General features: G+C 63.3%; 20 protein-coding genes. 12 read left to right on the forward strand and 8 right to left on the reverse strand.

What is annotated here, in order from left to right; translation table 11 throughout:
* The first annotated feature begins 24 nt into the window (after positions 1–24).
* Positions 25–927, forward strand: a complete 903-nt coding sequence (locus MKD49_RS16185; protein ID WP_121038795.1) for an alpha/beta fold hydrolase — start codon at positions 25–27, stop codon at positions 925–927.
* A 9-nt stretch (positions 928–936) separates the two neighbouring features.
* On the opposite strand, the gene cadR is transcribed toward MKD49_RS16185, so the two are convergent.
* Positions 937–1,389, reverse strand: a complete 453-nt coding sequence (gene cadR, locus MKD49_RS16190) for a Cd(II)/Pb(II)-responsive transcriptional regulator (protein WP_121038792.1) — start codon at positions 1,387–1,389, stop codon at positions 937–939.
* Between the two features lie 80 nt (positions 1,390–1,469).
* Here cadR and MKD49_RS16195 point away from each other — a divergent pair, with 80 nt between their 5' ends.
* From MKD49_RS16195 to MKD49_RS16220, 6 genes are all read left to right on the forward strand, one after another.
* Entirely contained in the window at positions 1,470–3,806 is a 2,337-nt protein-coding gene (locus MKD49_RS16195) for a heavy metal translocating P-type ATPase (protein WP_252696822.1), read from the forward strand.
* A gap of 52 nt (positions 3,807–3,858) precedes the next feature.
* Positions 3,859–4,299, forward strand: coding sequence for a hypothetical protein (locus MKD49_RS16200; protein WP_252696823.1), 441 nt, complete (start codon positions 3,859–3,861; stop codon positions 4,297–4,299).
* 93 nt (positions 4,300–4,392) lie between these two features.
* Complete coding sequence (locus MKD49_RS16205) at positions 4,393–5,778, forward strand: TolC family protein (RefSeq protein WP_252696824.1); 1,386 nt, start codon at positions 4,393–4,395, stop codon at positions 5,776–5,778.
* The gene (locus tag MKD49_RS16210) at positions 5,775–7,157 is read left to right on the forward strand and encodes a multicopper oxidase family protein (RefSeq protein WP_252696825.1); all 1,383 of its coding nucleotides are present in this window, start codon (positions 5,775–5,777) and stop codon (positions 7,155–7,157) included. The genes MKD49_RS16205 and MKD49_RS16210 overlap by 4 nt, the downstream gene beginning before the upstream one ends.
* Positions 7,158–7,256: 99 nt before the next feature.
* Entirely contained in the window at positions 7,257–7,547 is a 291-nt protein-coding gene (locus MKD49_RS16215) for a copper-binding protein (RefSeq protein ID WP_121038777.1), read from the forward strand.
* Between the two features lie 145 nt (positions 7,548–7,692).
* Positions 7,693–9,333, forward strand: a complete 1,641-nt coding sequence (locus MKD49_RS16220) for a fatty acid--CoA ligase (RefSeq protein ID WP_252696826.1) — start codon at positions 7,693–7,695, stop codon at positions 9,331–9,333.
* 848 nt (positions 9,334–10,181) lie between these two features.
* On the opposite strand, the gene purU is transcribed toward MKD49_RS16220, so the two are convergent.
* Positions 10,182–11,051: a formyltetrahydrofolate deformylase gene (gene purU, locus MKD49_RS16225; protein ID WP_134221901.1), complete on the reverse strand. Its 870-nt coding sequence runs from the start codon at positions 11,049–11,051 to the stop codon at positions 10,182–10,184.
* 350 nt (positions 11,052–11,401) lie between these two features.
* Positions 11,402–11,923 (reverse strand): polymer-forming cytoskeletal protein, encoded by a 522-nt coding sequence (locus tag MKD49_RS16230; RefSeq protein ID WP_039787631.1) that lies wholly within the window; start codon positions 11,921–11,923, stop codon positions 11,402–11,404.
* 874 nt (positions 11,924–12,797) lie between these two features.
* On the opposite strand from MKD49_RS16230, the gene MKD49_RS16235 reads away from it, so the two are divergent.
* Together MKD49_RS16235 and MKD49_RS16240 are read left to right on the forward strand one after the other, a co-directional pair.
* Positions 12,798–13,514, forward strand: a complete 717-nt coding sequence (locus tag MKD49_RS16235) for a Pr6Pr family membrane protein (RefSeq protein WP_121038768.1) — start codon at positions 12,798–12,800, stop codon at positions 13,512–13,514.
* Positions 13,515–13,987: 473 nt separating this feature from the next.
* Positions 13,988–15,700 (forward strand): acid phosphatase, encoded by a 1,713-nt coding sequence (locus MKD49_RS16240; protein WP_252696827.1) that lies wholly within the window; start codon positions 13,988–13,990, stop codon positions 15,698–15,700.
* Between the two features lie 87 nt (positions 15,701–15,787).
* Here MKD49_RS16240 and MKD49_RS16245 read toward each other — a convergent pair whose 3' ends face one another.
* On the reverse strand, positions 15,788–16,792 hold the full coding sequence (locus tag MKD49_RS16245; RefSeq protein WP_121038761.1) for a sulfonate ABC transporter substrate-binding protein: 1,005 nt from the start codon (positions 16,790–16,792) through the stop codon (positions 15,788–15,790).
* Between the two features lie 256 nt (positions 16,793–17,048).
* Between MKD49_RS16245 and MKD49_RS16250 the strand changes: the two genes are divergently transcribed.
* Positions 17,049–18,764, forward strand: coding sequence for a chloride channel protein (locus MKD49_RS16250; protein ID WP_252696828.1), 1,716 nt, complete (start codon positions 17,049–17,051; stop codon positions 18,762–18,764).
* Positions 18,765–18,783: 19 nt separating this feature from the next.
* Here MKD49_RS16250 and MKD49_RS16255 read toward each other — a convergent pair whose 3' ends face one another.
* Positions 18,784–19,161: a hypothetical protein gene (locus tag MKD49_RS16255; protein ID WP_121038755.1), complete on the reverse strand. Its 378-nt coding sequence runs from the start codon at positions 19,159–19,161 to the stop codon at positions 18,784–18,786.
* Between the two features lie 357 nt (positions 19,162–19,518).
* Complete coding sequence (locus tag MKD49_RS16260) at positions 19,519–20,019, reverse strand: spore coat U domain-containing protein (RefSeq protein WP_121038752.1); 501 nt, start codon at positions 20,017–20,019, stop codon at positions 19,519–19,521.
* A 450-nt stretch (positions 20,020–20,469) separates the two neighbouring features.
* On the opposite strand from MKD49_RS16260, the gene epsC reads away from it, so the two are divergent.
* Entirely contained in the window at positions 20,470–21,414 is a 945-nt protein-coding gene (epsC, locus tag MKD49_RS16265) for a serine O-acetyltransferase EpsC (protein WP_121038749.1), read from the forward strand.
* Between the two features lie 12 nt (positions 21,415–21,426).
* Here the strand turns inward: epsC and MKD49_RS16270 are convergent, their stop codons facing one another.
* Positions 21,427–21,582, reverse strand: a complete 156-nt coding sequence (locus MKD49_RS16270; RefSeq protein ID WP_166675536.1) for a hypothetical protein — start codon at positions 21,580–21,582, stop codon at positions 21,427–21,429.
* A 121-nt stretch (positions 21,583–21,703) separates the two neighbouring features.
* Positions 21,704–22,855: an MFS transporter gene (locus tag MKD49_RS16275; protein ID WP_252696829.1), complete on the reverse strand. Its 1,152-nt coding sequence runs from the start codon at positions 22,853–22,855 to the stop codon at positions 21,704–21,706.
* A gap of 76 nt (positions 22,856–22,931) precedes the next feature.
* Here MKD49_RS16275 and gcvA point away from each other — a divergent pair, with 76 nt between their 5' ends.
* Positions 22,932–23,825 (forward strand): transcriptional regulator GcvA, encoded by an 894-nt coding sequence (gcvA, locus tag MKD49_RS16280; protein ID WP_252696830.1) that lies wholly within the window; start codon positions 22,932–22,934, stop codon positions 23,823–23,825.
* Positions 23,826–24,704: the final 879 nt, after the last annotated feature.

Here is a 24,704-nt window from a genome sequence, read left to right on the forward strand (position 1 = left end):
AAATCACGGGGGGGGCCGTCCGACATGCCACAGAGCAATCACCTGACGTTCATCGAGACCGACACACTGCGCATCGGCTTTGAAACCAGTGGCCCGCCAGAGGCCCCCGCCGTGATCCTGCTGCATGGCTGGCCGGACGACGTGCGCACCTGGGACGCCTTCCTCGGTCCGCTGCGGGCGGCCGGCTACCGCGTGATCCGCCCCTACCTGCGCGGCTACGGCCCGACCCGTTTCCTCTCGGAATCGACACCCCGCAGCGGCCAGCTGGCCGCGCTGGGCAGCGACCTGATGGCCTTTGCCGATGCCCTGGGCCTGGCGCGCTACTCCGTCATCGGCCACGACTGGGGTGCACGGGCCGCTTACATCGCCGCTTCGCAGACCCCCGAACGCATCGCCCATTGCATCGCCCTCTCGGTGGGCTGGGGCACCAATACGCCGGGGCAGCGGCTGTCGCTGCAGCAATCGCGCAATTACTGGTACCACTGGTTCTTCGCCACCCCGCGCGGCGAAACCGAGTTGCGCGAGGACCGCCGTGGTTTCGCGCGCTTCATGTGGAATACCTGGTCACCTTCCTGGAAATTTGCCGAGAGCGAATTCGCCAATACCGCCGCCTCCTTCGACAATCCCGACTGGGCCGAGATCTGCGTGCATTCCTACCGGCATCGCTGGGGCTTTGCCGAGGGCGATCCCGCCTATGCGGCGCTGGAAGCCAAATTGCAGGACACACCGCGCATCATGGTGCCCACGCTGGTGCTGCATGGCACTGAGGATGGCGCCAACCACCCCTCGACCTCGGAAGACCGCGAGCCCTACTTCGGGGCCGCCTACCGCCGCGTGCTCATCCCGGGGGCCGGGCATTTCCCCCAGCGCGAAAAGCCGGAAGAAGTCGTCGAGGAAGTGCTGGCCTGGCTGGCGCGCCCGGCCTGAACGTGGACTTCAGTGGCAGCCACCCCCATGGCTGCCGAGATTGGCCGGCTTCATGTCGTCGGGCAGGCTGGCCAGTCCTTGCAGGATGCCGCAGTCGCGTGCCGGCTGTTCCACCTCGCACTGGGCGCGCAGCTGGTGCAATTGCTCCTGCAGGGCCTGCAACTGCAGGATGCGCTGGGCCACGTGGCCGATGTGCTTGTCCAGCAGCGCATTGACTTCGCCGCAATTCTGCTCGGGCGCGTCGCGCAGGCGCAGCAGTTCGCGCACCTCATCGAGCGTCATGTCCAGCGAACGGCAATGGCGGATGAATTGCAACCGCTCCACGTGGCGCGCGCCATAGAGCCGGTAATTCGACTGCGATCGTGTGGGCTCGGGCAGCAACTCTTCCTTCTCGTAATAACGAATGGTTTCTACCGGGCAATCTGCCTGGGCAGCCAGTTCGCCGATCTTCAACGTATCCATGGGATCCTCGCTTGACCTTGTAGTTACTTCAGGGTTTTTAATATACCCCTGAAACCTGTTGGCTGCACAAGGAGGCCTCGATGGCTGGACATTCCCACAAGCACGATCACGACCATTCGCATGACCACGCGCATGAGCATGAGCACGACCATGGTCATGCCCATACCCACGCGCAGCAAGCACACGGCTGCTGTTCCGGCCATGCCTGCGCCAGCAATGAAGCGGCCCCTGCCCCGGTCCCCGCAGCGCACCTGGAGGGCAAGACCGAGGAAGCCGTCTTCTTCATCCAGAAGATGGATTGCCCGACCGAAGAAAAGCTGATCCGCGAACGGCTCTCGCAGATGACGGGCGTGGGCACGCTGGAATTCAACCTGATCCAGCGCGAGCTGACGGTGCAGCACCAACTGCCCTCCATCGCGCCGCTGGTGGAGACCTTGAAGGCGCTGGACATGCTGCCGGCCGTGAAGTCCGATTCACTGGATGCCGAGGCCGGCCGCGATGCCCCCGACCAGGCCGCCGCCTACCGCATCCCGGCGCGCCGCTGGGCGCTGCTGGGGCTGGCGGGCGTAGCCGCGCTGGGGGCCGAGGTGCTGGCCTGGACCAGCGGTGATGAGCGCTCCCTGCCGGTGATTGCGCTGGCGCTTGCCGCCATCCTGCTGGGCGGCCTGGGCACGCTCAAGAAGGGCTGGATTGCGCTGCGCAACTTCTCGCTGAACATGAACTTCCTGATGTCGCTGGCCGTGATCGGCGCGGCGGTCATCGGCCAGTGGCCGGAGGCGGCGGTGGTGATCGTGCTGTTTACCCTGGCCGAGATGATCGAAGCCCTGTCGCTGGACCGCGCCCGCAACGCCATCGCCGGACTGATGGCCATGACGCCCGACATGGCGACCCGGCGTGGCGCGGACGGTGTCTGGTCAACTGTACCGGCCCGTACCGTGACAGTGGATGAAACTGTACGGGTCGCCCCCGGGGAACGTGTACCGCTGGATGGCCTGGTACTGTCAGGCAGCACCAGCATCAACCAGGCCCCCATCACCGGGGAAAGCATACCGGTACAGAAGCAGCCCGGTGACCCGGTCTTTGCCGGCACCATCAATGAACAGGGCGCTTTCGAGATGCGCGTGACGGCCGTGCAAGGCGACTCGACCCTGGCGCGCATCGTCAAGAGCGTGCAGCAGGCGCAGGGCCAGCGCGCCCCGACCCAGCGCTTCGTGGACAACTTCGCGCGCTACTACATCCCGGCGGTGGTGCTGATGGCGGTACTGGTGGCCGTGCTGCCGCCGCTGCTGATGGGTGCGCCCTTCCAGCCGTGGCTGTACAAGGCGCTGGTCCTGCTGGTGATCGCCTGCCCTTGCGCGCTGGTGATCTCCACGCCGGTGACCATCGTCAGCGGACTGGCCTCGGCGGCGCGGCATGGCATCCTGGTCAAGGGCGGCGTCTATCTGGAGCAAGGCCGCCAATTGCGCGCGCTGGCGCTGGACAAGACCGGCACGATTACCTTTGGCAAGCCCGCCGTGACCGATGTGGTCTCGCTGCAGGCCGGGGCGGATCAACAGGTGCTGCTGCAACTGGCGGTCTCGCTGGCATCGCGCTCGGACCACCCGGTCTCGCGCGCCATTGCGCTTCAGGAAGACATCGTCACCTTGGAGGTGAGCGACTTTGCCGCCCTGGCCGGACGCGGCGTGCAGGGGCGCATCGGCGGACAACTGCTTCACTTGGGCAACCACCGCCTGGTGCACGAGCTGGGCCAGTGCAGCCCGGAGCTGGAGGCGCGCCTGCAAGCCTTCGAGAAGCAGGGCAAGACCACCACCGTGCTGTGCCGTGACGGCCAGCCGCAGTTGCTGGTGGCGGTGGCAGACACGGTGCGCCCCAGCAGCAAGGAAGCGGTGGCCGAGCTGCGCGCGCTGGGCGTGGAAGTCATCATGCTGACCGGCGACAACAGCCATACCGCACAGGCCATTGCCAGTCAGACCGGCATTGCCGATGCGCGCGGGGACCAGTTGCCGGAAGACAAGCTCAAGGCCATCGAAGCACTCAGTGCGCGCCATGGCGTGCACGGTGTGGGCATGGTCGGCGACGGCATCAACGATGCCCCGGCGCTGGCGCGGGCCGACATCGGTTTCGCCATGGGCGCGGCCGGCACCGACACGGCGCTGGAGACGGCCGATGTGGCCCTGATGGATGACGACCTGCGCAAGATCCCCGACTTCATTCGCCTGAGCCGCAAGGCCCACACGGTCCTGGTGCAGAACATCAGCATTGCGCTGGGTATCAAGGCGGTGTTCCTGGCGCTGGCGCTGGTGGGCATGAGTTCGCTGTGGATGGCGGTGTTTGCCGACATGGGGGCCAGCCTGATCGTGGTCTTCAACGGCCTGCGCCTGGTGCGCGGCTTGCGCGATCGCAAGGCCGCGGCCTGAAGCCGGCCGTACAGGTTGATCGCAGGGACGGCCCCGGTCTATACTGCCGCCCATGATGCTGCGCGCAAAACTCCTCCTGCTCTGGCTGCTGGCGCTGGCGATTCCCGTCCAGGGGTTCGCCGCCGTGCTGCAGGCCTGCGCGCCTGCGCAGCAGCAGGCGGTACAGCATCATGCGCCCGCAGTGCAAGCGTCTCAGATGCAGCATGAGCAGCATCAGCATCATGACCAGCAGGCCCATCAAGGCCATCACGCCGATCATGGCGCGGCAACACAGCTCACCTCTGCTGACGCCACCGACACGCCCCATCAGCAACATCACACGCATTCCTCCTGCAGCTTCTGCGCCGCCTGCACCGTCGGTGGCCTGTTGCCGCTGGCCTTGAGCGCACCGCCTGCGCCTGATCTTCCCTCGCGCGAATTCATTGCGCTGCCGGCTTCCGGCTTCGTCGGCTATCTGCCGGAAAACCCCGACCGTCCCCCTGCCCTCGCCTGATCACGCCCTGCGCACCTTGGCGTGCGCCTGAGCCTCGTGCGCGCTGACGTCAGTGCGCGCGTGGCGTGACGATCATCATCAGACGAGGATTCCATGATTCCCCAAGTTTCACGTCCCTGGCGGGCCGCTGCCGTGGCCGCCTGTGCCTTGCTGGCCGGCTGTGCGCAGCTGTCGCCGGATGGCGGTTTCGGCCAGGTCGAGCAGACCAGCCAGCAGCGCCTGGGCCACACCCCGGCCTGGAACCGCAGCCCGCAACAGACCCAGGCCAGCAGCGAGCGCGTACGCGCCTTGCTGCACGATCCTGCAAGCGGCACAGCACGACTGGCCAGTGCCGACGATGCGGTGCAGATCGCCCTCCTCCACAATCCGGATCTGCAGGCCGATTTCGCCGGACTGGGCGTGGCTGAGGCCGACCTGGTGCAAGCCGGCCGCCTGCCCAATCCCGGTTTCTCCTTCAAGCGCACCCATGCGGGCGACGATCTCAAGATCGAGCGCAGCCTGTCACTGGGCCTGATGCGCCTCATCACCCTGCCGGCGGCGGCGCGCATCGAACAGCGGCGCTTCGAGCAGGTGCGCTTGTCGCTGGCCGCGCGCGTACTGGCGCTCGCAGCGCAGACGCGCCAGGCCTACTACCAGGCGGTGGCCGCGCAGCAGGGCTTGCAGTATCAGGAGCAGGTGGCCGATGCGGCCGAGGCGGCGCATGAACTGGCGGCGCAGATGGCGCGGCTGGGCAATATCAGCCAGCTCGATGGTGCGCGCGAGCAGTTCTTCTATGGCCAGGCGCAGGCCAGCCTGCAGCAGGCGCGCCGGCAAGCGGCGCAGCACAAGGAAACGCTGGCCCGCCTGCTGGGGCTGCCACCGGATTTCGCGCTGCCGGCGCAATTGCCGCCCCTGCCCAAGCAGCTGGAGGCGGTCGATGACATCGAGCAGCAAGCCCTGCAGCAGCGCCTCGACGTCCAGGCCGCCCGCACCGAACTGGAGGGCCTGCAAGCTTCGCTGGGACTGACCCGCGCCACCCGCTTCATCAACGTGCTGGACCTGGGCGCGGTGCGCACCACCGAGAGCGGCAAGCCCAATGAGAACGGCTACGAGATCTCGTTGGAGATTCCGCTCTTCGACTGGGGCGAGGCGCGCACGGCCAAGGCCGAGGCCATCTACCTGCAGGGTGCGCACAAGCTGGCTGCGGCTCTTCTCGATGCACGCGCCCAGGCACGCCTGGCCTGGCGTGAGCGGCAGGATGCCTATGTGCTGGCACGGCGCTACCAGGATGAACTGGTGCCGCTGCGCCAGCGCATCGCCGAAGAAAACCTGCTGCGCTACAACGGCATGCTCATCAGCGTCTTCGCCTTGCTTGCCGATGCGCGCGAACAGGCGGCCACGGTCAATGCCGCCATCGATGCCCAGCGTGATTTCTGGATCGCCGACGCCAGCCTGCAACAGGCGCTGGGCGGCCGTCCCCAACCAGGAGAGCAACCATGAACCCGAACGACAAAGCGCGCCGCCACTTCCTGCAAGGCGCGGCGCTCGCCGTAACTGCCGGTGCCGTCAGCCGCGCCGGTGCCGCCGGTCTGCCTGAAGCCCCGCTGCAAACCAGCGCCGCCACGCAGCCCCCGCTGCAACCCGCCACTGGCCACCCTTACCAGCCGGTGGTCACGCTCAATGGCTGGACCCTGCCCTGGCGCATGAAGAACGGCATCAAGGAATTTCACCTGATCGCTGAAGCCGTGGAGCGCGAGATCGCGCCCGGCATGAAGGCCAGGCTGTGGGGCTACAACGGCCAGAGCCCGGGCCCGACCATCGAGGTGGTGGAAGGCGACAAGGTGCGCATCTTCGTGACCAACAAGCTACCCGAAGCGACCTCGGTGCACTGGCACGGACAGCGCCTGCCCAATGGCATGGATGGCGTATCGGGCCTGACGCAAGCGGCCATCCCGCCTGGCAAGACCTATGTGTATGAGTTCACCGCCAAACGCGCCGGCACCTTCATGTATCACCCGCATGCCGACGAGATGGTACAGATGGCCATGGGCATGATGGGGTTCTGGGTGACGCATCCCAAGGATCCTGGCGTCATGCGGGTGGATCGGGATTTCGTGTTCCTGATGAATGCCTACGACATCGCGCCGGGCGCCTCGGTGCCCAAGGTCAGCACCATGCTGGACTTCAACCTGTGGACCTGGAACAGCCGGGCCTTCCCCGGCATCGACCCGCTGGTGGTGCGGCAGAACGACCGCGTGCGCATCCGCGTGGGCAATCTCACCATGACCAATCACCCGCTGCACCTGCACGGCCACGAGTTCAGCGTGACCGGCACCGATGGCGGCTGGGTGCCGCCGACGGCGCGCTGGCCCGAGGTCACCACCGACATTGCGGTGGGCCAGATGCGGGCCATCGAGTTCGATGCCACTGAAGAAGGCGACTGGGCCCTGCACTGCCACAAGGCGCATCACACCATGAACGCCATGGGCCATGACCTGCCGACCATGATCGGGGTGGACCAGTCCAAGGTCGTCAGCAAGATCAGCCGTCTCATTCCCGACTACATGGCCATGGGTGACAAGGGGGGATCGATGGGCGAGATGGAGATGCCCCTGCCCGACAACACCCTGCCGATGATGACCGGACGCGGACCGTATGGCCCCATCGAGATGGGTGGCATGTTCAGCACCGTGAAGGTCCGGCGCAGCCTGGCCCGGGATGATTACCGGGATCCGGGCTGGTATCGCGCACCGGCCGGCACGGTGGCGCGGGAATGGCAGGGCGAGATGCCCGAGACCCGGCGAGCCGCTCCTTCCGGCCCGGCTGCGCCAGCCACGCTGGAGGTCATCAAGCCGGGAGGGCATCAAGGACATCATTGAAAAAAATAACTTATTGAGCACCTCTATCATCATATTTTTACATCATTGTTTTTGGATCAGCGACCTTGCGTCGCTGACGACTTCACGAAAGGAAAGACCATGTTGCGCTCCCTCCTCCTCACCACGGCCCTTTGTTTTACCGCGCTGGCGGCACACGCACAGGGTGATGCACCCAAAGTGGATGGCGAAATCCGCAGGGTCGACACCAGCACGGGCAAGCTCACCATCCGCCATGCGGAGATTCCCAATCTGCAGATGGGCGGCATGACGATGGTGTTCAAGGCCGATCCCGAGATCCTGGCGCGGGCACGCGAAGGCGAGAAGATCAGCTTCACCGCTGACCGGGTCGATGGTGCGCTGACCGTGACCTCGCTGGAAGAAAAGCGCTGACCACTCAAGGAGTGCCGGGACGATCCACAATTTCGTCGTCCCGGCGACCATCCTGCGGGAGACTTGGCGGTATCATCGGAGTTCGTTTCATCCATCCCATCCATAAGAGGCGGCCCTGCTGCCGCACAACAGAGGAGACTCCGGCATGCCCCAAACGATCGAGCAAACCCCGTCGGCCTATGGCTATCCGCTGCTGATCAAGCAGTTGCTGCACAGCGCCCTGGCCACCGCCCCCGAGCAGGAAATCATTTACGGTGCGCGCCGGCTGACCTATGCCGGTTTTTACGAGCGCGTGCAGCGGCTGGCCAATGTGCTCAAGGAAATGGGCGTACAGGCCGGCAATACGGTGGCGGTGATGGACTGGGACAGCAATCGTTATCTGGAGTGTTTCTTTGCGGTGCCGATGATGGGCTGCGTGTTGCAGACGGTGAATGTACGGTTGTCGCCGGAGCAGATTGCCTACACGCTCAATCATGCGCAGGCTGATGTCTTGCTGGTGAATTCGGATTTCATGCCGGTGTTGAAGCAGATCCGTGGTGAGTTGAACACCCTCACGCGCTGCGTGCTGTTGACCGACGATGGCAGTCCCTGCCCGCAGGGGCCGGGCTTCGCGGGGGAATACGAAGCTTTGCTGGCGCAGGCCTCGGCGCGGTATGACTTCCCCGACTTCGATGAGAACGCGCGCGCGACGACCTTCTACACCACCGGCACCACGGGCTTGCCCAAGGGCGTGTATTTCAGCCATCGGCAACTGGTCCTGCATACGCTGGGCACCACGGCCGGGCTGGCGCTGGCGCCGCATCAGGGGCGTTTGCATCGGGATGATGTCTACATGCCGTTGACGCCGATGTTCCATGTGCATGCCTGGGGGCTGCCTTATGTGGCGACGATGGCGGGGGTCAAGCAGGTCTATCCGGGGCGCTATGTGCCGGACACGATCTGCAAGCTGATCCGTGAGGAGAAGGTGACCTTCTCGCATTGCGTGCCGACCATTTTGCAGATGGTGTTGACCTCCGAGCAGGCGCGGGAAGTGGATCTGTCAGGGTGGAAGATGATCATTGGTGGTTCGGCGATGACGGGCAGTCTGGCGCGCATGGCGCGGGATCGGGGGATAGATGTCTTTACCGGTTACGGGATGTCGGAGACTTGTCCGATATTGACGCTGGCGCAGGTGCCGACCGAGGACCTGGGCAGCGAGCGTGAAGCCGTCCTGCGCGTGAAGACCGGGCGGCCGGTGCCGCTGGTGGCCTTGCGCACGGTGGATGGCGATATGAATGATTGTCCGCGGGATGGCAAGAGCACAGGCGAAGTGGTGGTGCGTGCGCCCTGGCTGACGCAGGGGTATCTGCATCAGGCGGAAGCCTCTGAAGAATTGTGGCGTGGGGGGTGGTTGCATACCCAGGATATCGGGCATCTCGATGCCGAAGGCTATCTGCAGGTCACGGATCGGATCAAGGATGTCATCAAGACCGGGGGCGAGTGGGTCTCTTCGCTGCAGATCGAAGACATCATCGCGCGACACCCTGCCGTGGCTGAGACGGCCGTCATCGGGGTGCAGGACGGTAAATGGGGGGAGCGGCCGGTTGCGCTGGTCGTCCTGAAGAAGGATGTGGCTGCGGTTTCTGAAGAGGATATCCGGCAGCATGTAATGGCTGCTGCCGAGGCTGGGACCATCTCTCGTTATGGCGTGCCGGATCGGGTGCGGTTTGTTCCTGAATTGGCTCGCACTAGCGTCGGGAAGCTCAACAAGCGGGTGATGCGGGAGCAGTATCCGGTTGGGGGGTGAACCTTCTTGGTTTTTGGTTTGTTTTGTCTTGGCTGAGTGCTTTTCTGGTTTTTTGGTATGGGGTAGTCTGCACGGAAATCTTTCCTGCGCTCTAGCTTAATTATTTTCCCTCTCCGGTCGGAAGAACGCGCCGGGGGCGGCCCGGCAGCCGCTCACTTTTCTTGTCTCGCCAAGAAAAGTAAGCAAAAGAAGGCGACCGCAACTCCGCCGACTCGCCTTCGGCTTTGCCTTGGCGTTCTTTAGCCTTCGATACGTCGCTGCGCGACTACTCAGGACGAACGGACGGAAATTATTTAAACAAAAACCAAAACCAGAAAAACAAAAGAACAAAAAAGGAAAAACCCAAAACCCAGAGCGAGAATGGGAACGAACAAAAGATCGATGCCGCAGGCGAGCCACCCCAAAGCCGAAGGCGAGTCGGAGATGTGGCGAGGCCGCAGGCGAGCCCGTGGGGGGGGTCGTCCCCATAGAGCCAGCCGCCGCAGCGGAGCGAAAAGTGGATCAGAAGGATAGTGGGAGCGAAGCGACTCTATCCTTCCCACTTTTCGCTCTGCTGCGGCGGGGACCCTCCGCAGGAGGGCTGGCTCTTTGGGGTCGCCTTCTTTTGCTTACTTTTCTTGGCGAGACAAGAAAAGTGAGCGGCTGCCGGGCCGCTCCCGGCGCGTCCTCCCGACCGGAGAATGATAAGAATTAAGCTAGAGCGCAGGAAGAAATCCCGTGCAGACTGCCCCAAACCGAACAACCAGAAAAGCACTCAGCCAAGACAACAAAACCAAAACCAAAAACAAAAACAAAAACGCCGCCCGACCAAAGGCCGGACGGCGTCCAAGGCAAAGACAAGCAGCGGATCAGTTGAAGATCACGGTCTTATGTCCATTGAGCAAGATACGATGCTCGGTAAACCATTTGACAGCGCGCGCCAGCACGACGCATTCGATATCGCGCCCGATGGCGGTGAGGGTATCGGGCCCCATGGAGTGATCCACGCGTTCGACGCCTTGCTCGATGATCGGACCTTCATCCAGATCTCCGGTAACGAAGTGCGCAGTAGCTCCAATCAACTTAACGCCACGATCATGCGCCTGATAGTAAGGCTTGGCGCCCTTGAAGCTAGGCAGGAAAGAGTGGTGAATATTGATCGCCCGCCCGCGCAAGGCCTCGCACATCTCAGGCGAGAGGATCTGCATGTAACGCGCCAACACCACCAGATCGATCTGGTTGGCATCGACGATTTCCATGATCCGCTGCTCCTGGGCCCGCTTGGTCTCGATGGAAGAGCCGGTAGCCAGCGGCAGATGATGGAAAGGAATGTTGTAGCTCGCAGCCAGCTGATAGAAATCAGTATGGTTGGAGACAATCGCCGGAATCTCCACCGGCAGCAAACCGCTCTTGTAGCGGAACAGCAGATCGTTGAGACAGTGACCGATCTTGGACACCATCAGCATCACACGCGGCTTCTTGCCCGCATCATGCAACTGCCAGTTCATCTGCAGCGAATCGCCCAGCACGCCGAAATCCGCACGCAAGACCGCATCCGACACACCCGCATCTTCCGAAGAAAAATGCACGCGCATGAAGAACAGCTTGGACTGCGCATCGCCAAACTGCGCCGAATCGATGATGTTGCAGCCGTGATCGGCCAGGAAGCCCGAGACGCGATGCACGATGCCGCGCTGGTCCAGGCAGGACAAGGTAAGAATGTATTCCGGGTGAGCCATGAGTGAACTGAGGAATGAAACCGAGAAGCGCCAGCGTCCCGTCGGCAGCCCCACGCAGGGACGCTACCGGCCCGGCTTTCGGGCAAAAGGACGAAAGGCGCTATTGTCGCACGGCCGGGCCATGCGGACAAATCCGGCACGCGCAAACGCGCGCCGGACGCGTCAAAGCGAGGTCATTCCGACAGAAATCACGGCAGATCGGCACGATTTGACAACAAATCGCGCCTCGCCCCGGAAATTATTTCCAAAAAGAAACGAGACCAGCAAGACACACCACTGGCCCGGCCTCAAGAGGCCTCCTCACCGGATGGCGCGCGAGACTGCGACTTCGGCACCACCCGCAGGGGAGCTCATGCGGTCTTCTGCAACAGATCCTTCTGCTCGTGACCGCCGCCCACCTGCAGATCACCGGCCAACTGGCCACCCTCTTCAATCACCAGCTTGCCGTAACGAATCTTGCCGGTCACCTTGCCGCTGGAATAGATCACCAGCTTCTGGCGCACGGTGAGATCACCATCGAACTCGCCACGGATCTCGGCCAGATCGATCTCCGCCGAACCCTTGAACGCACCACGCTCGGCAATCTGCACCACACGGCAGTTGATCGTGGCTTGCACCTTGCCTTCGACGACGAGCGTGTCGCAGTCCTCGATCTCGCCCTTGACCTTGATGTTGGGGCCGACGGTCAGCTTGCTGCCGCTCTCCTCGGTCGCCGCAGGCGCAGTGTTGGAGACGGAAGAAGGATATTGGGTAGGTTTGTTCACGCTGGTCACATTGCCGCCTGTAGTAGAAGAGACGTTGCCCGCACTGCTGAACGGGGAATTGGTCGAACTGGTTTCGCGTTTGCCGAAGAGGGATTCCGAGCGAAGCATGTGATCTCCTGAAATGGTAGTGCCTGATGCGTAAAAATCTACGCGCGAAAAATAAGCCTGCGCCAAGGTGCGCACGACAGCGTCATGACGCGCACCGCCTGCGCGGTGCCAGGCCGCCCTGCACGATCATCGGAAAGACCGGCAACACGAGCGGCGCGTCGGAACGTCGACAAGGTCGACGGAAGCGGCTCCTCCCGAGGTCCATGAGAGGGGAATGGACTGCCCGAACGCGAAGCATCCAGGCGTTGTCCGGGAGGAAACCTGTGCGATTCGGCAGGATGCCTTTTGCAAAGTTCACCGCAAATTTGTAACAGTGAATGCATCGCCGGAAGCACCGTTTTTCTGCAGTGAATACACAGCGAATACAGGGCAAATTATTTATATTTTGAAGCGCCTTGTAACTAAAAAAAATGTAACAGTTGTTAGAGAGCAGGCGTCGCCACAAGGCGACACTCTCCTCCACAAAGTCCGCTCCGGATATGGCTTGCAGAGAACCTGTCCATTTTTATGGCGACCACTTCGATCGTCCTCAACAGCGAAAAAACTTAGAAATTCAACCGGTCAATTTCCCCACTTTTCAAGGCCACATTCGTCCCCCACTGAACGCATTGATGAGCACAATTCACCGCATGGATGAGCCAGCTTCATCCCGAAGAAGGAGCCTGCCGCATCCGCAATGCGTTCTCGCAACCATGAATGCGACAGGCCCCTCGCAAAGGGCATCGGCGATGTGTCTTGATGTAAGCGTTGAAAATGAATGTCATGCGGCAAGCACAACCATGCCCGCCCGATTTATGATGGAGCCATTGCCGGTTGCCGCCGGAGCTCCACCCGTCCGGCGGCAGCAGTCCTCTCTCCTCCCACAGACCACACCATGAGCAACGACAGGATCCCCTCGCCGGAATCGCTGGATTCCTTTGGCGCACATCTCTTCCCGGCGCGCCGCCACTCGGCCGCCGCCCGCACGGTCGCCGGCCTGATCGCCGTGATCAGCTGGTTCGCCTTCGTGGCACAGACCGACATCACCATCAACCGCCTGCTGGCACGCGGCGGCGGCATCCTGGATGGCCTGGACCGGCTGACCATGTACCTGACCAACCTCACCATCCTCATGAGCGCGCTGTGCTTTACCTCGCTGGCGCTCTCGCTGAGATCGCCCATGAGCCGCTTCTTCCGGCAGCCCACCGTGATCTCGGCCGTGGTCACGTACCTGGCCTTCGTCGGCATCGCCTACAACCTGCTGCTGCGCCATTTGTGGACGCCCACGGGCTTTCGCGCGCTGGTCAATGAGAGCCTGCATACGGTGGTGCCGCTGCTGGCGATCGTGTACTGGATTTTTTTCGTGCCGGTATTCCAAGCCTCGCTGAAGAAGGCACTGCTGTGGCTGGTCTACCCGTTGGGGTATCTGATGGTGACGCTGTGGCGAGGGGCACTGTCGGGCTTCTATCCCTACCCCTTCATCGACGTCAACGCGCTCGGCTATCCGCGCGTGATCCTGAACGCCACCCTGCTGTTCGGCGCGTTCGTCGGGTTGATGGCCTTGTTCATCGCCGTCAACCGGTCAGGAAAACCGGTGCTGCAAGGCAAATAGGACGTACTGATGATGGGCGGCCGGACTGCGCGTCCGGCCCTGCCGCCAGGCCACTAGGTCAGCGGCTCCGTGATGGCGAGCGCCAGCATGAACACCATGCACGCACTGAAGCCCGCACCGATGAGCAGGTATTGGAAAGTTTTGAGCACCATGATTCCCTCGTCAAACAAGACCGCCTTGACATGAGCGCCGAACCGGCCATCCCCTGGCCTGCCGGACTCACCTGACCCGGTCGCCGGGCCGCGAGATGCGTGGCCCCAACCGGTGCGGTCGACGCATTTTATGGCCTTCGCCACGCATGAGCACCATCCTAGCGTTTCTTTTACTCAAACTTTCACTGTCTCTTGGTGCCGGTTTCGTCACTTTCTTGATTGCCAGCATGATGGAAAAGACACATCCTTGTCATACGGTCGCGCTATGCTGCCCCCGCAACGCGCCAAACCCCACAACAATATCCGACAGGAAATTCATCCATGAGCAAGCACGACGACGACATCGCCGGCAGCCAGCCTGCGTCCAGCGAAACGCCCCCTATCCCGCAACAACCCGGCCGCCGCCGCTTCCTGGGCAGCATGGCGGCCCTCGGTGCCGGCACCACCCTGGCCGCCTGCGCCACCGAAGGCCAGGGACCGGTGCCCTACCCCAGCGGCAACCCGGCCGAGTCCGCCGCGCTGGACCGCGCCCTGCGCGAGAACGTCAAGACCATCGTGGTGATCTACGCCGAGAACCGCAGCTTCAACAATCTCTTCGCCGATTTCCCCGGCCTGGAAAAGCCGCTCTCTTCGCTCAAGCCCTCGGACTACCAGCAGCGTGACCGCGACGGCAGCCTGCTCAAGGAATTGCCGCCCGCCTGGAACGGCGTGCTGATCCAGGACCAGAGCGTGGAAGGCGTCAACTATGCCGGCGGCAAGCAATACCAGACCAGCTTGCCCAATGCACCCTATGCGCTCAAGGGCCCGCAAGGCGAAGCGCTGCCGCTGAGCCTGGTCACGCGCGACCTGTGGCACGTGTTCTACCAGAACCAGATGCAGATCAACGGCGGCAAGAACGATGGCTTCGTGGCCTGGGCCGATTCCGGTGGCCTGACCATGGGCCACTATGCGGACACCCGCTACAACCTGCGCCTGTGGGACGTGGCGCGCGAATTCGTGCTGTGCGACAACTTCTTCCAGGGGGCCTTCGGCGGCTCCTTCCTGAACCACCAGTACCTGATCTGCGCCACTGCGCCCTACTATCCGAACGTGATGAGCTCGGTCTCACGCACGCAAGTGGCCAAGACCAAAAACAATGATCCGCTCTCGCCGGAACTGGTGCCGGCCGAAGGCAGCCCGGCCAGCGCCCTGCAAGGTCCGCCGAAGTTCGGCCCCAGCGCACTGACGCCGGACGGCTACGCCGTCAACACCATGGCCCCGCCGTACTGGCCGACCTGGAGCCGCGACCGCAACAATCCGGCCTACGCCGAACCCAATCAGCCCAGCGTGCTGGTGCCGCAGACGCATGAACACATCGGCGACAAGCTCAACAAGAAGGGCATCGACTGGGCCTGGTATGCGGGTGCATGGCAGGCCACGATGGATGAGTTCAAGGATTCCAAGGGCATCCCCAAGATTCCCAATTTCCAGTATCACCACCAGCCCTTCAACTACTTCAAGAACCTGGGTCCGGAAAATCCGGCCGAGCGCAACAAGCGCCTGCGGGATGGCGGCCTGGGCGACGAGTCGCGCACCAACCGCTTCCTGGCCGATGTCGAGGCGGGCCGCCTGCCGCCGGTGACCTTCTACAAACCGCAGGGCAACCTCAACCTGCACGCCGGTTACGCCGACATCGCCTCGGGTGACCGCCACATCGCCCACATCGTCAAGAGCCTGCAGGCCAGCCCGCAGTGGAAGAACATGGTGGTGGTCATCACCTTTGATGAGAACGGCGGCTGGTGGGATCACGTGGCCCCGCCCAAGGGCGACCGCTGGGGTCCGGGCACGCGGGTGCCGGCGCTGGTGATCTCGCCCTTCGCACGGAAGGGGACAGTGGATCACACCGTGTATGACACTGCCTCCATCCTGCGCCTCATCACCCGCACCTTCGGCCTGGAAAAGCTCAATGGCCTCAAGGAACGTGACGACGCCATGATCGCGCGCGGCCAGCAGCCCATGGGCGACCTGACCAACGCGTTGCAGTTCAAGGCCTGATCAACCGCTACGCGAGAACGACAAGGCCGCCGCAGGGTTTTCCTGCGGCGGCCTTGTTCATGGTGTGACGAACCGTGCGCGGATGGTTTACGCCAGCCAGGGCGGTGCCGTCTCGCGCAGGTTGATTTTCTTCGGGATCAGCTTGAGATCGAGGAAGGTATCGGCGATCTGCTGCTGCTCGTCGAGAATGGCGTGCGTGATCGGCAGCGTACCGTAGTTGTAGCGGCGCACCACCACGTCCAAAACGCCCTTGGGTAGCCCCAGGATGCCGGCCAGTTCGCTGGCGTAGTCATCGGGGCGCGTCTTGGCGAACTCATCTACCTTGGCCAGCTCTTCCAGCGCGATGCGGATGAGGTCGGCATTGTCCCGCGCATAATCACGGGTCGAAAAATAATAGGCACGATTCTTGACCACCCCGTCGGCGTCGGCCAGGATGCGCGCCTTCAGGGTCTGCTGGGCGGCCGCCAGATAGGGCTCCCAGATCGCCCAGGCATCGACCGAGCCGCGTTCAAACGCAGCGCGCGCATCGGCCGGTGCCAGCCAGACCGGGGTCACGTCGCCGTATTGCAGGCCATGCTTTTCCAGCAGCTTGACCAGGAAGTAATGCACGTTGGAACCCTTGTTCAGGGCGATGCGCTTGCCCTTGAGCTGCGCCGGTTTCTGCAGGCTGTCATCCTTGACCAGGATTGCTTCCACATAAGGACGCGGCACCGTCGCGCCCACGTAGACCAGCGGCGTGCCGGCCGCCTGCGAAAAGATGGGCGGCGCTTCGCCGACGTCGCCGAAATCGATCGAGCCCGCCCCCAGCGCTTCCAGCTGCACCGGGCCGGCACTGAATTCCACCCACTTCACGGTCGCCCCCAGCGATGCCAGCCGCTGCTCCAGCGTGCCGTGGGCGCGAATGATGCTCAGCGCCCCTTTCTGATAACCCACACGCAACTGGCGCGTAGCCGCGTGCGCCAGGCGCGGACTGAATGCCGCAGCCGCACCGGCCGCACCCAGGGCCAGCCCGGCACCGATGAGGCGGCGGCGCTTGCTGTTCAATTCCACGGTGGCGAGGGCGCGTTGGCGTTTGTCTTCGTACTGCGGCATGGGGACTCCATCATTCATGGTTGAGGTCGATATTTCCTGGCTCACAGGGTAGCGAGCCCTCCTCATGCTGCGAACGAATCATTCCTCCTGTGCATAGAAGAAAAGCGGATAAGTCGCGCCATGCATGCAACACCCGGCCTCTTCCTGGCCGAATATTTTATATCACATTGTGATATATTAATTCCCTATCCTTTTATCCATGCGACTTCTTCTCCACGATGAGGTCGTCACCACTACCCCTCAAATTCGCCATTCCATGAAACACAAACGCGACTACACCGCCGGCCGGCGGCTGCCCCTGCTATGCGCCATCGGGGCGGCCATCGGCGCGCTGTCCACGGGCGCGGCCTGGCTGCTGCTCAAGCTCATTGCGCTCTTCACCAACCTGTTCTACTTCCAGCGCCTGTCCTTCGAGGCCAGTTCGCCTGCCGCGCATACACTGGGCTGGATGGCGGCCCTGCTGCCGGTGATCGGTGGTCTCACCGTCGGACTCATGGCGCGCTACGGCAGCGACAAGATCCGGGGCCACGGCATTCCGGAAGCGATCGAGGCCATCCTCTTCGGCAAGAGTCGCATGTCGCCCAAGGTCGCGTTGCTGAAACCGCTGTCATCGGGCATCGTCATCGGCAGCGGCGGTCCGTTCGGTGCCGAAGGGCCGATCATCATGACCGGCGGCTCGCTCGGCTCCCTGCTGGCGCAGTGGCTGCACCTGACTGCGGCCGAGCGCAAGACCCTGCTGGTCGCGGGAGCCTGTGCCGGCATGACGGCGATCTTCGGCACGCCCCTGGCCGCTCTGCTGCTGGCGGTGGAACTGCTGCTGTTCGAACTGCGCCCGCGCAGTCTGCTGCCGGTCGCGCTGGCCTGCGCCATCGCAGGCTTCCTGCGGCCGTGGCTGATGGAAGGTGGCGTGCTGTTTCCGCTGGAAGTGGCACCGGCCGCGCCGATCGCCCTGTTGTCCTGCCTCGCCGCCGGCCTGGCCAGCGGTGTGCTGGCGGCGCTGCTGACGCTGGCCCTGTATCGCATTGAGGACGGCTTCCATCGCTTGCCGCTGCACTGGATGTGGTGGCCGGCGCTGGGCGGCATCGCCGTCGGGCTCGGCGGGTTGTTGCAACCACGCGCATTGGGCGTGGGCTACGACGTCATCGCCGACCTGCTGAACCAGCACATGCTGGTGTCGGCGGCCCTGGCGCTGCTGCTGGTGAAGGCGGCAATCTGGCTGCTGGCGCTGGGGTCGGGGACCTCGGGCGGGGTGCTGGCACCGCTGCTGATGATGGGGGCCGGTCTGGGCCTGGTGCTCGCACCGTGGCTGCCGGGCGGCTCGCCGGGACTATGGCCGCTGGTCTGCATGGCCGGTGTGCTGGGCAGCGTGCTCGGTGCGCCGCTGACGGCCATCGTCTTCGCCTTCGGCCTGACCCACGCGGGCAATGCGCTGCTACCGCTGATTGCCACCACGGCCGTTGCCTATGGCGTCAACGTGTTGTCGATGAAGCGCTCCATCATGACCGAGAAGATCGCACGGCGCGGCCTGCATGTGCATCGCGAATATGGTGTCGATCCGCTGGAACGGCTGCATGTGGAAGACCTGATGTCCGCCCCGCAGGCGCTGGAAGCGGCGCTGCCGGCCGGTGAAGCGCTGGCGCGGTGCCGCGCGGCAGAGCGTGTGCATCGCTACTATCCGGTGACGGCGCATGGCCGCCTGCTCGGCATGGTTGCGCTGAGCCGCCTGCAGGCCGCCGATCCGGCCGCAGGCTGCGGCACCCTGATGCAAGCCGATGCCGGCTACCTGCTACCCCACCTGAGTGCACGCGCGGCTGCAGGGGCGATGGCACGACAAGGTGTCGCGCGCCTGCCGGTGGTGAACGGACCGGAGCGCCGACAGCTGGTCGGCGTGCTGTCCTTGTCAGATCTGGCACGTGCCAGTGCCAGCCATGCCGAGGAAGAATCAGTACGGGAAAAATTGCTGGGAAGCTGAAGCCTCGTCTGACTGGAGCTCAGACGCCACCGCTGAGCTTGCACATCAGGTTGTCATGCGAGACCAGGATCACGTTGATACCGGCATTGCCGTTGTCCATGCGGAATTCGCTGTTGCCGTTGGCCAGCGAGATGATGCGGACCGCGCGCGTGGCGGTCTCGGTCATGACCGTTTCGGCCGCCATGTTCAGGCAGGTCAGCACGCAGCCGCTGCCCGCCGCGCAACTGCGGGTGATGTCGCTGGCCACCGGCGAAGGGGCAGCAGTACTGGCCGGCACCGGGACGGCGGCCGGCACCTGCACCGGGACTTGCGCACGGGCCGCTGCGGCGGACAGCAGCAGACTGGACAGCAGAGAAAGAAGCGCAAGGTGGAACGATGAAAACCGCGGTGCGCGCATGGAAAGGCCTCCCTTGTTGGATCTGTCGGATCGAGCCCGTATTGCATCACAAACAAAAAAAGGGCGCACCTCCTTGCGGAAGTACGCCCAAAAGTAAGCCCCCCTCAGGGCTTCCCGGTAATCGAGGTACTAGGGCCTGTTCACATTCAATCTGTGAGATGCGTTGCCCCCAGGGAGAGGCCGCCAAGCGTCGCCTGCCGTTGTTGCAGCTCCTTGCCGTGGCACCACCACGGCGCGTCGCCCCGCCTAGGCAGACAACGCTTGGCGACCTCTCGCACTCACAGATTGAATGTGAACAGGCCCTAAAAGCCACGATGGGCGCAGGGAATCAGGCCTGCTGCCGCATGTGGCGCAACATCAGTAGGTCAGCGTGACGGTCACGGTGTCCGAATAAGCGCCCGCCAACGGGGTCTGGGCGGCAGGAATCTGACCGTAGACGGTCAGCGTCTGGGTCAGGCCGGAGCCGGTCCCGGTGACGGTGTCGGTGCCGATGGTCGAGCCCCAATTGTTGCTGCGGGCCGAATCGCGGTACAGCGCGTAGTTCAGGGTACCGCCGCCGGCCGCGCTCATCTTGCGGCTGCTGACGGTGGAACCGGTTCCAGTACCAGCGTCAAGACCGACGTTGTAGGCAGTACCGTTGGTGCACAGGACGGTGATGGTGCCGGACTGGTTGACCAGGCTCTGGGTGTAGGCGCCGAAGGCGATGGCCGAACCGACCACGGTGCAGGAGGCCACGACCGAAGCGCTGATGGTCAGCGTACCGCTGGCGGTGGCGGCAAACGAGGCCGGTGCGCTGGAGGCCAGCACGACAGCGGCGACGGTGGCGGCAACGAAGCGGTTTTTCTTGGCGTGGAACATCGAGTCTCTCCTGGTTTGGCTGCCTGGTCCTCGCCCCTCGCTCGGACTTCTTGCTGCAGCTGGTATGACGAGACTTTAAGTTTTTGTTGTTCCACCCAACATCGGGAGCTTCCTGAGGTGACGCGCTTTTGCGTCAGGATTTTCCTGAATGATATAAATGCATCATGTCGTGAGATATTCATCAAGTCTCACGGCGTCGGCTGGCCAGGCAAGCGTGGTGCGGATTTGCGGCAGATCAAATGCGCATGAGGATATGCGCAATGATACTTTGCAGGAACCTTCATTCGCGGGTACAGTCCATGACCAGAGCAGATTCAACAGCGGTGCCACTTTTCAGATAGAACTGGGCACCGCGAATCTCTCTTCCCGTGTTTCCCCGCCTGGCTTTTCTCTTCGATGGCTTCCCTGCCCTGTCCGGCACCCCGCGCGCATTTTTGATAGCATGCGGGCATGGAACCTGATTACATCCCCGAACTGAACGCATTGTCTGACTCGGTTGAGTCTGCAGGCCTGGGCTTGTCCGCCGTGGTCGCCGGCCTGCGTACCTCGCGCGAAGTCACCAACAAGATCCGCTACCGCGGCGAGATCCGCGAACTCCCCTCGCGGGAAGCCATGCAGAAGCTGTTGCAGCATCTGCAGGCCGCCTTGTTCCCCACGCATTACGGGCACACCGATTTATCCGATGAGACCATCGATTATTTCGTTGGAAGCCAGTTGAATGCAGCGTTGTCCATTCTGCGCGAGCAGGTGCGGCGCAGTCTGTATTTCAGCAGCGATGTGGAAGAGGATGGTCTGCTGCGGGAACGTGCCACGGCCATCACGCGCGACTTCGCGCACCAGTTGCCGGGCGTGCGCGACATCCTGGTCAGCGACATCCAGGCGGCGTATCACGGCGACCCGGCGGCGTCGAGCATTTCGGAGATTTTGCTGTGTTATCCGGGCACCACGGCGATCATCTATCATCGCCTGGCGCACGCCCTGCATCAGCTGGGAGCACCGCTGCTGGCGCGGCTGATTGCCGACATCGCGCATTCGGCCACCGGCATCGACATCCATCCGGCGGCGCAGATCGGGCCGAGTTTCTTCATCGATCACGGCACCGGGGTGGTGATCGGCGAGACCACCATCATTGGCCGCAACGTACGCCTGTACCAGGCCGTGACGCTGGGTGCCAAGCGTTTTCCGCAGGAGCCGGACGGTTCATTGGTCAAGGGGATTGCACGCCATCCCATCGTCGAGGATGACGTGGTGGTCTATGCGGGCGCGACGCTGCTGGGCCGCATCACCATCGGGCGAGGGTCGGTCATTGGCGGCAACGTGTGGCTCACGCACAGCGTGCCGGCGGGCAGCAACATCTCGCAGGCGGAGATGCTGAGCGACTGCCGCCAGCCCTGACCAGCCGCTCGTTCAACCAGCTGCGCCCAGCCAGTGTTGCAGGAGGTACAGCGCACCCAGCACGGACAGGCCAATGACGAAGGCAGCGCCGATGGCACGGCCTTCGGCGGGCAGCAGCGGTTCAGTCGCGAAGTGGCCGAGTTCCTGGTAGATGTGGTGATCGTTCATGGAGGCTCCTGAGTCCGGCAAGGAAGGGATCAGGGCCATGCTAGTCAAGCTGCGTGCTGCTGTGAACGAAGCAATGGGCAGATCGATATCTGTTCACCGCATAAAGCGCACCCCGCCCTGCTCAGGGCTGACCGGAGAGGGGCGCTGGCGGCACGGGTACCGGCTGGCGTCCGCAGGCGATGGCTGCCAGCGCCAGGGCCGAGGCCGCGAGGCTGTAGAGCCACAGGGATGACATCACCGGCAGCAGCAGGCCGGCCAGCATCGGCCCCATGCCTGCGCCGATATCGCGCCAGATCGCACGTCCAGCCAGCGCATGCACACGCTGCGCCGGTGGCGTGCGGGCGGCGACGATGGGGGCCAGCAGCGGCAGTTGCACAGCCCGCAGGATCACGATCAGCCCGGCGAACAGCCACAGCAATCCCCCGCCGAAGCCGACCAGTGCCACGCAGGTGGCCAGTGACAGCGTCACCAGTACCTTGACCGCACCGAAGCGCTCGGCCAGCCATCCGCCCAGAGGGCTCAGGACGATTTCCCCCGCGTAGCGCAGCGCCATCAATACCCCCGCGACCAGTTCGCCATCAGCGCCGAAGGATTGCTTGCTCATGTAGGCCAGGCCGACGATGAAGAGGCCATCCAGGGTCAGCCCTTCGAGGAAGGACCACCAGTCCAGGGCATTGGGCAGTTTCCAGCGGCGTGGCTGGGGCGGTGCGTAGGCGTGCTGAGGCAGGCGGCGTGCGGCCAGCAGGCCCAGCAGTGCTGTGGCCGCCACCAGGGCGAACACCATGCGCGGTCCGATGTGGGGGGCCAGCAGTGCGGCGGCAGGCAGCCAGAGCATGGGACCGATGGCGATGACGCCGCGCGAGCGGCCGGAGCGGCGGGCTGCGCCCTGGGGGTTGGCGGTGGACATGGCCTGGGTGGAGAGGTTGAGTCCGGCGAAGGCCATGCCCCACAGCAGGCGCAGTGGCAGCAGGGCCCAGAAGCCGCTGGCGACCGTATAGCCGAGGGCGCAGAGGATGGCGGCGCAGACAGCCAGGGTGCAGGTGGGGCGGTCGCCGCGTTGTGCGTAGAAGCTGGCGACCCAGCGATAGCCGGCGATGCGCACCAGGCGGTTGGCCGCGAGCAGCACGCCGGCCTCGGCGAGGCTGACGTGGAACTGGGCGGCGTACATGGGGAGGAGCAGGTAGAGGACGATATCGCAGGGCAAGGCGGCCGAGAGCGACATGGCGGCGTGGCGCGAATCGATATCGGCCTGGCGGTGGTCTGGCGTGGTCATGGAGGCCGATGATGCGCCGCGTGGGGTGGGCTGACAAACGATATTAATTCCGGGCATGCGTGATAATATTTGACGCATGGCCGATCTCACTCTTCCGCTCAATGCCATCCGCGCCTTTCTGGCAGCGGCCCGTCACCAGAGTTTCACGCTTGCGGCGCAGGAGCTCAATGTCACACATGGCGCGGTCAGTCGCCAGATCAAGAACCTGGAAGACTATCTCGGCATGCCCTTGTTCGAGCGGCGTACGCGGCAGGTGTTGCTGACCGAGCGTGGGCGGCAGTTCTTCGAGGAGGCCAGTCCGGCGCTCGATATTCTCGCCAATGCGGCGCGGCGGGTGATGCGGGATGCGCCTACGCGCACGGTGGTCATCAATGTGCGGCCTTCCTTTGCGGTGCGCTGGCTGATTCCGCATCTGTCCGATTTCGTGGAGCGGTATCCGGGGATTGCGCCCCAGGTGGTGACCAGTACGGCGACCGTGGGCAAGGCGGGCTCTTCGTTTGATATCGCGATCCGGCGGGGAGAGACCAATTGGCCTGAGACCCTGAAGGTGCAGCGGTTCATGGAGGATGAGCTGGTGCTGGTGGCTTCTCCTGCGCTGCTGCAATCCATGCCGCTGGAGGACGTGTCGCAGTTGGCGCGGCATACGGTGCTGGTGTCGCGCAGTCGGCGCAATGACTGGGAGGACTGGCGCAAGCTGGCCGGCCTGAAACGCTCACGTTCCCAGGCAATGCTGCATTTCGATCACGTGCATTTTGTATTGCAGGCGGTCATGGATGGGCTGGGGGTGGCCTTGTCGCCTGTATCACTTGCGGATAACGATCTGCGCTCGGGGCGGCTGGTTTGTCCCTTCCCTGATCTGCGCTTGAACCTCGCACCCTACTACCTCGGGATCAGCTTGCAGGCGGGGGCTGAGGCGCAATTGTTTGCCAAATGGATTGGTGAATATCGCGGGGCTTTGATCGGTGGTTGATTTGGTTTTGTCTTGTCTTGTCTTGGCTGGGTGCTTTTCTGGTTGTTAGGTTTGGCGTAGTCTGCACGGAATTCTGTCCTGCGCTCTAGCTTAATTATTTTCCCTCTCCGGTCGGAAGAACGCGCCGGGAGCGGCCCGGCAGCCGCTCACTTTTCTTGTCTCGCCAAGAAAAGTAAGCAAAAGAAGGCGACCGCAACTCCGCCGCCCTCCTTCGGAGGGTCCCCGCTTCAGTACCCAATAAAACGGGAAAAATAAAGTCGCTTCGCTCCGGTTATTTTTCTGATCCGTTTTATTGGGTACTGAAGCGGCGGCGCAGATGCGGACGACTGAGACGGCTCGCCTTCGGCCTCGCACCCCCTCCTACTCGCCTCCGGCTTTGCCTTGGCGTTCTTTAGCCTTCGATACGTCGCTGCGCGACTACTCAGGACGAACGGACGGAAATTATTTAAACAAAAACCAAAAAAAACAAAAAAACAAAGAAACAAAAAAAAGAACAAAAAAGGAAAAACCCAAAACCCAGAGCGGGAGTGGGAACGAACAAAAGGTCGATGCCGCAGGCGAGCCAACCCAAAGCCGAAGGCGAGTCGGAAACGCGGCGAGGCCGAAGGCGAGCCCGTGGGGGTGTTGTCCCCATAGAGCCAGCCGCCGCAGCGGAGCGAAAAGTGGATCAGAAGGATAGTCGGAGCGAAGCGACTCTATCCTTCCCACTTTTCGCTCTGCTGCGGCGGGGACCCTCCGAAGGAGGGCTGGCTCTTTGGGGTCGCCTTCTTTTGCTTACTTTTCTTGGCGAGACAAGAAAAGTGAGCGGCTGCCGGGCCGCCCCCGGCGCGTCCTTCCGACCGGAGAATGATAAGAATTAAGCTAGAGCGCAGGAAAGAT

Source organism: Herbaspirillum sp. WGmk3 (genome assembly GCF_023952535.1).
Taxonomy (GTDB): domain Bacteria; phylum Pseudomonadota; class Gammaproteobacteria; order Burkholderiales; family Burkholderiaceae_D; genus Herbaspirillum; species Herbaspirillum huttiense.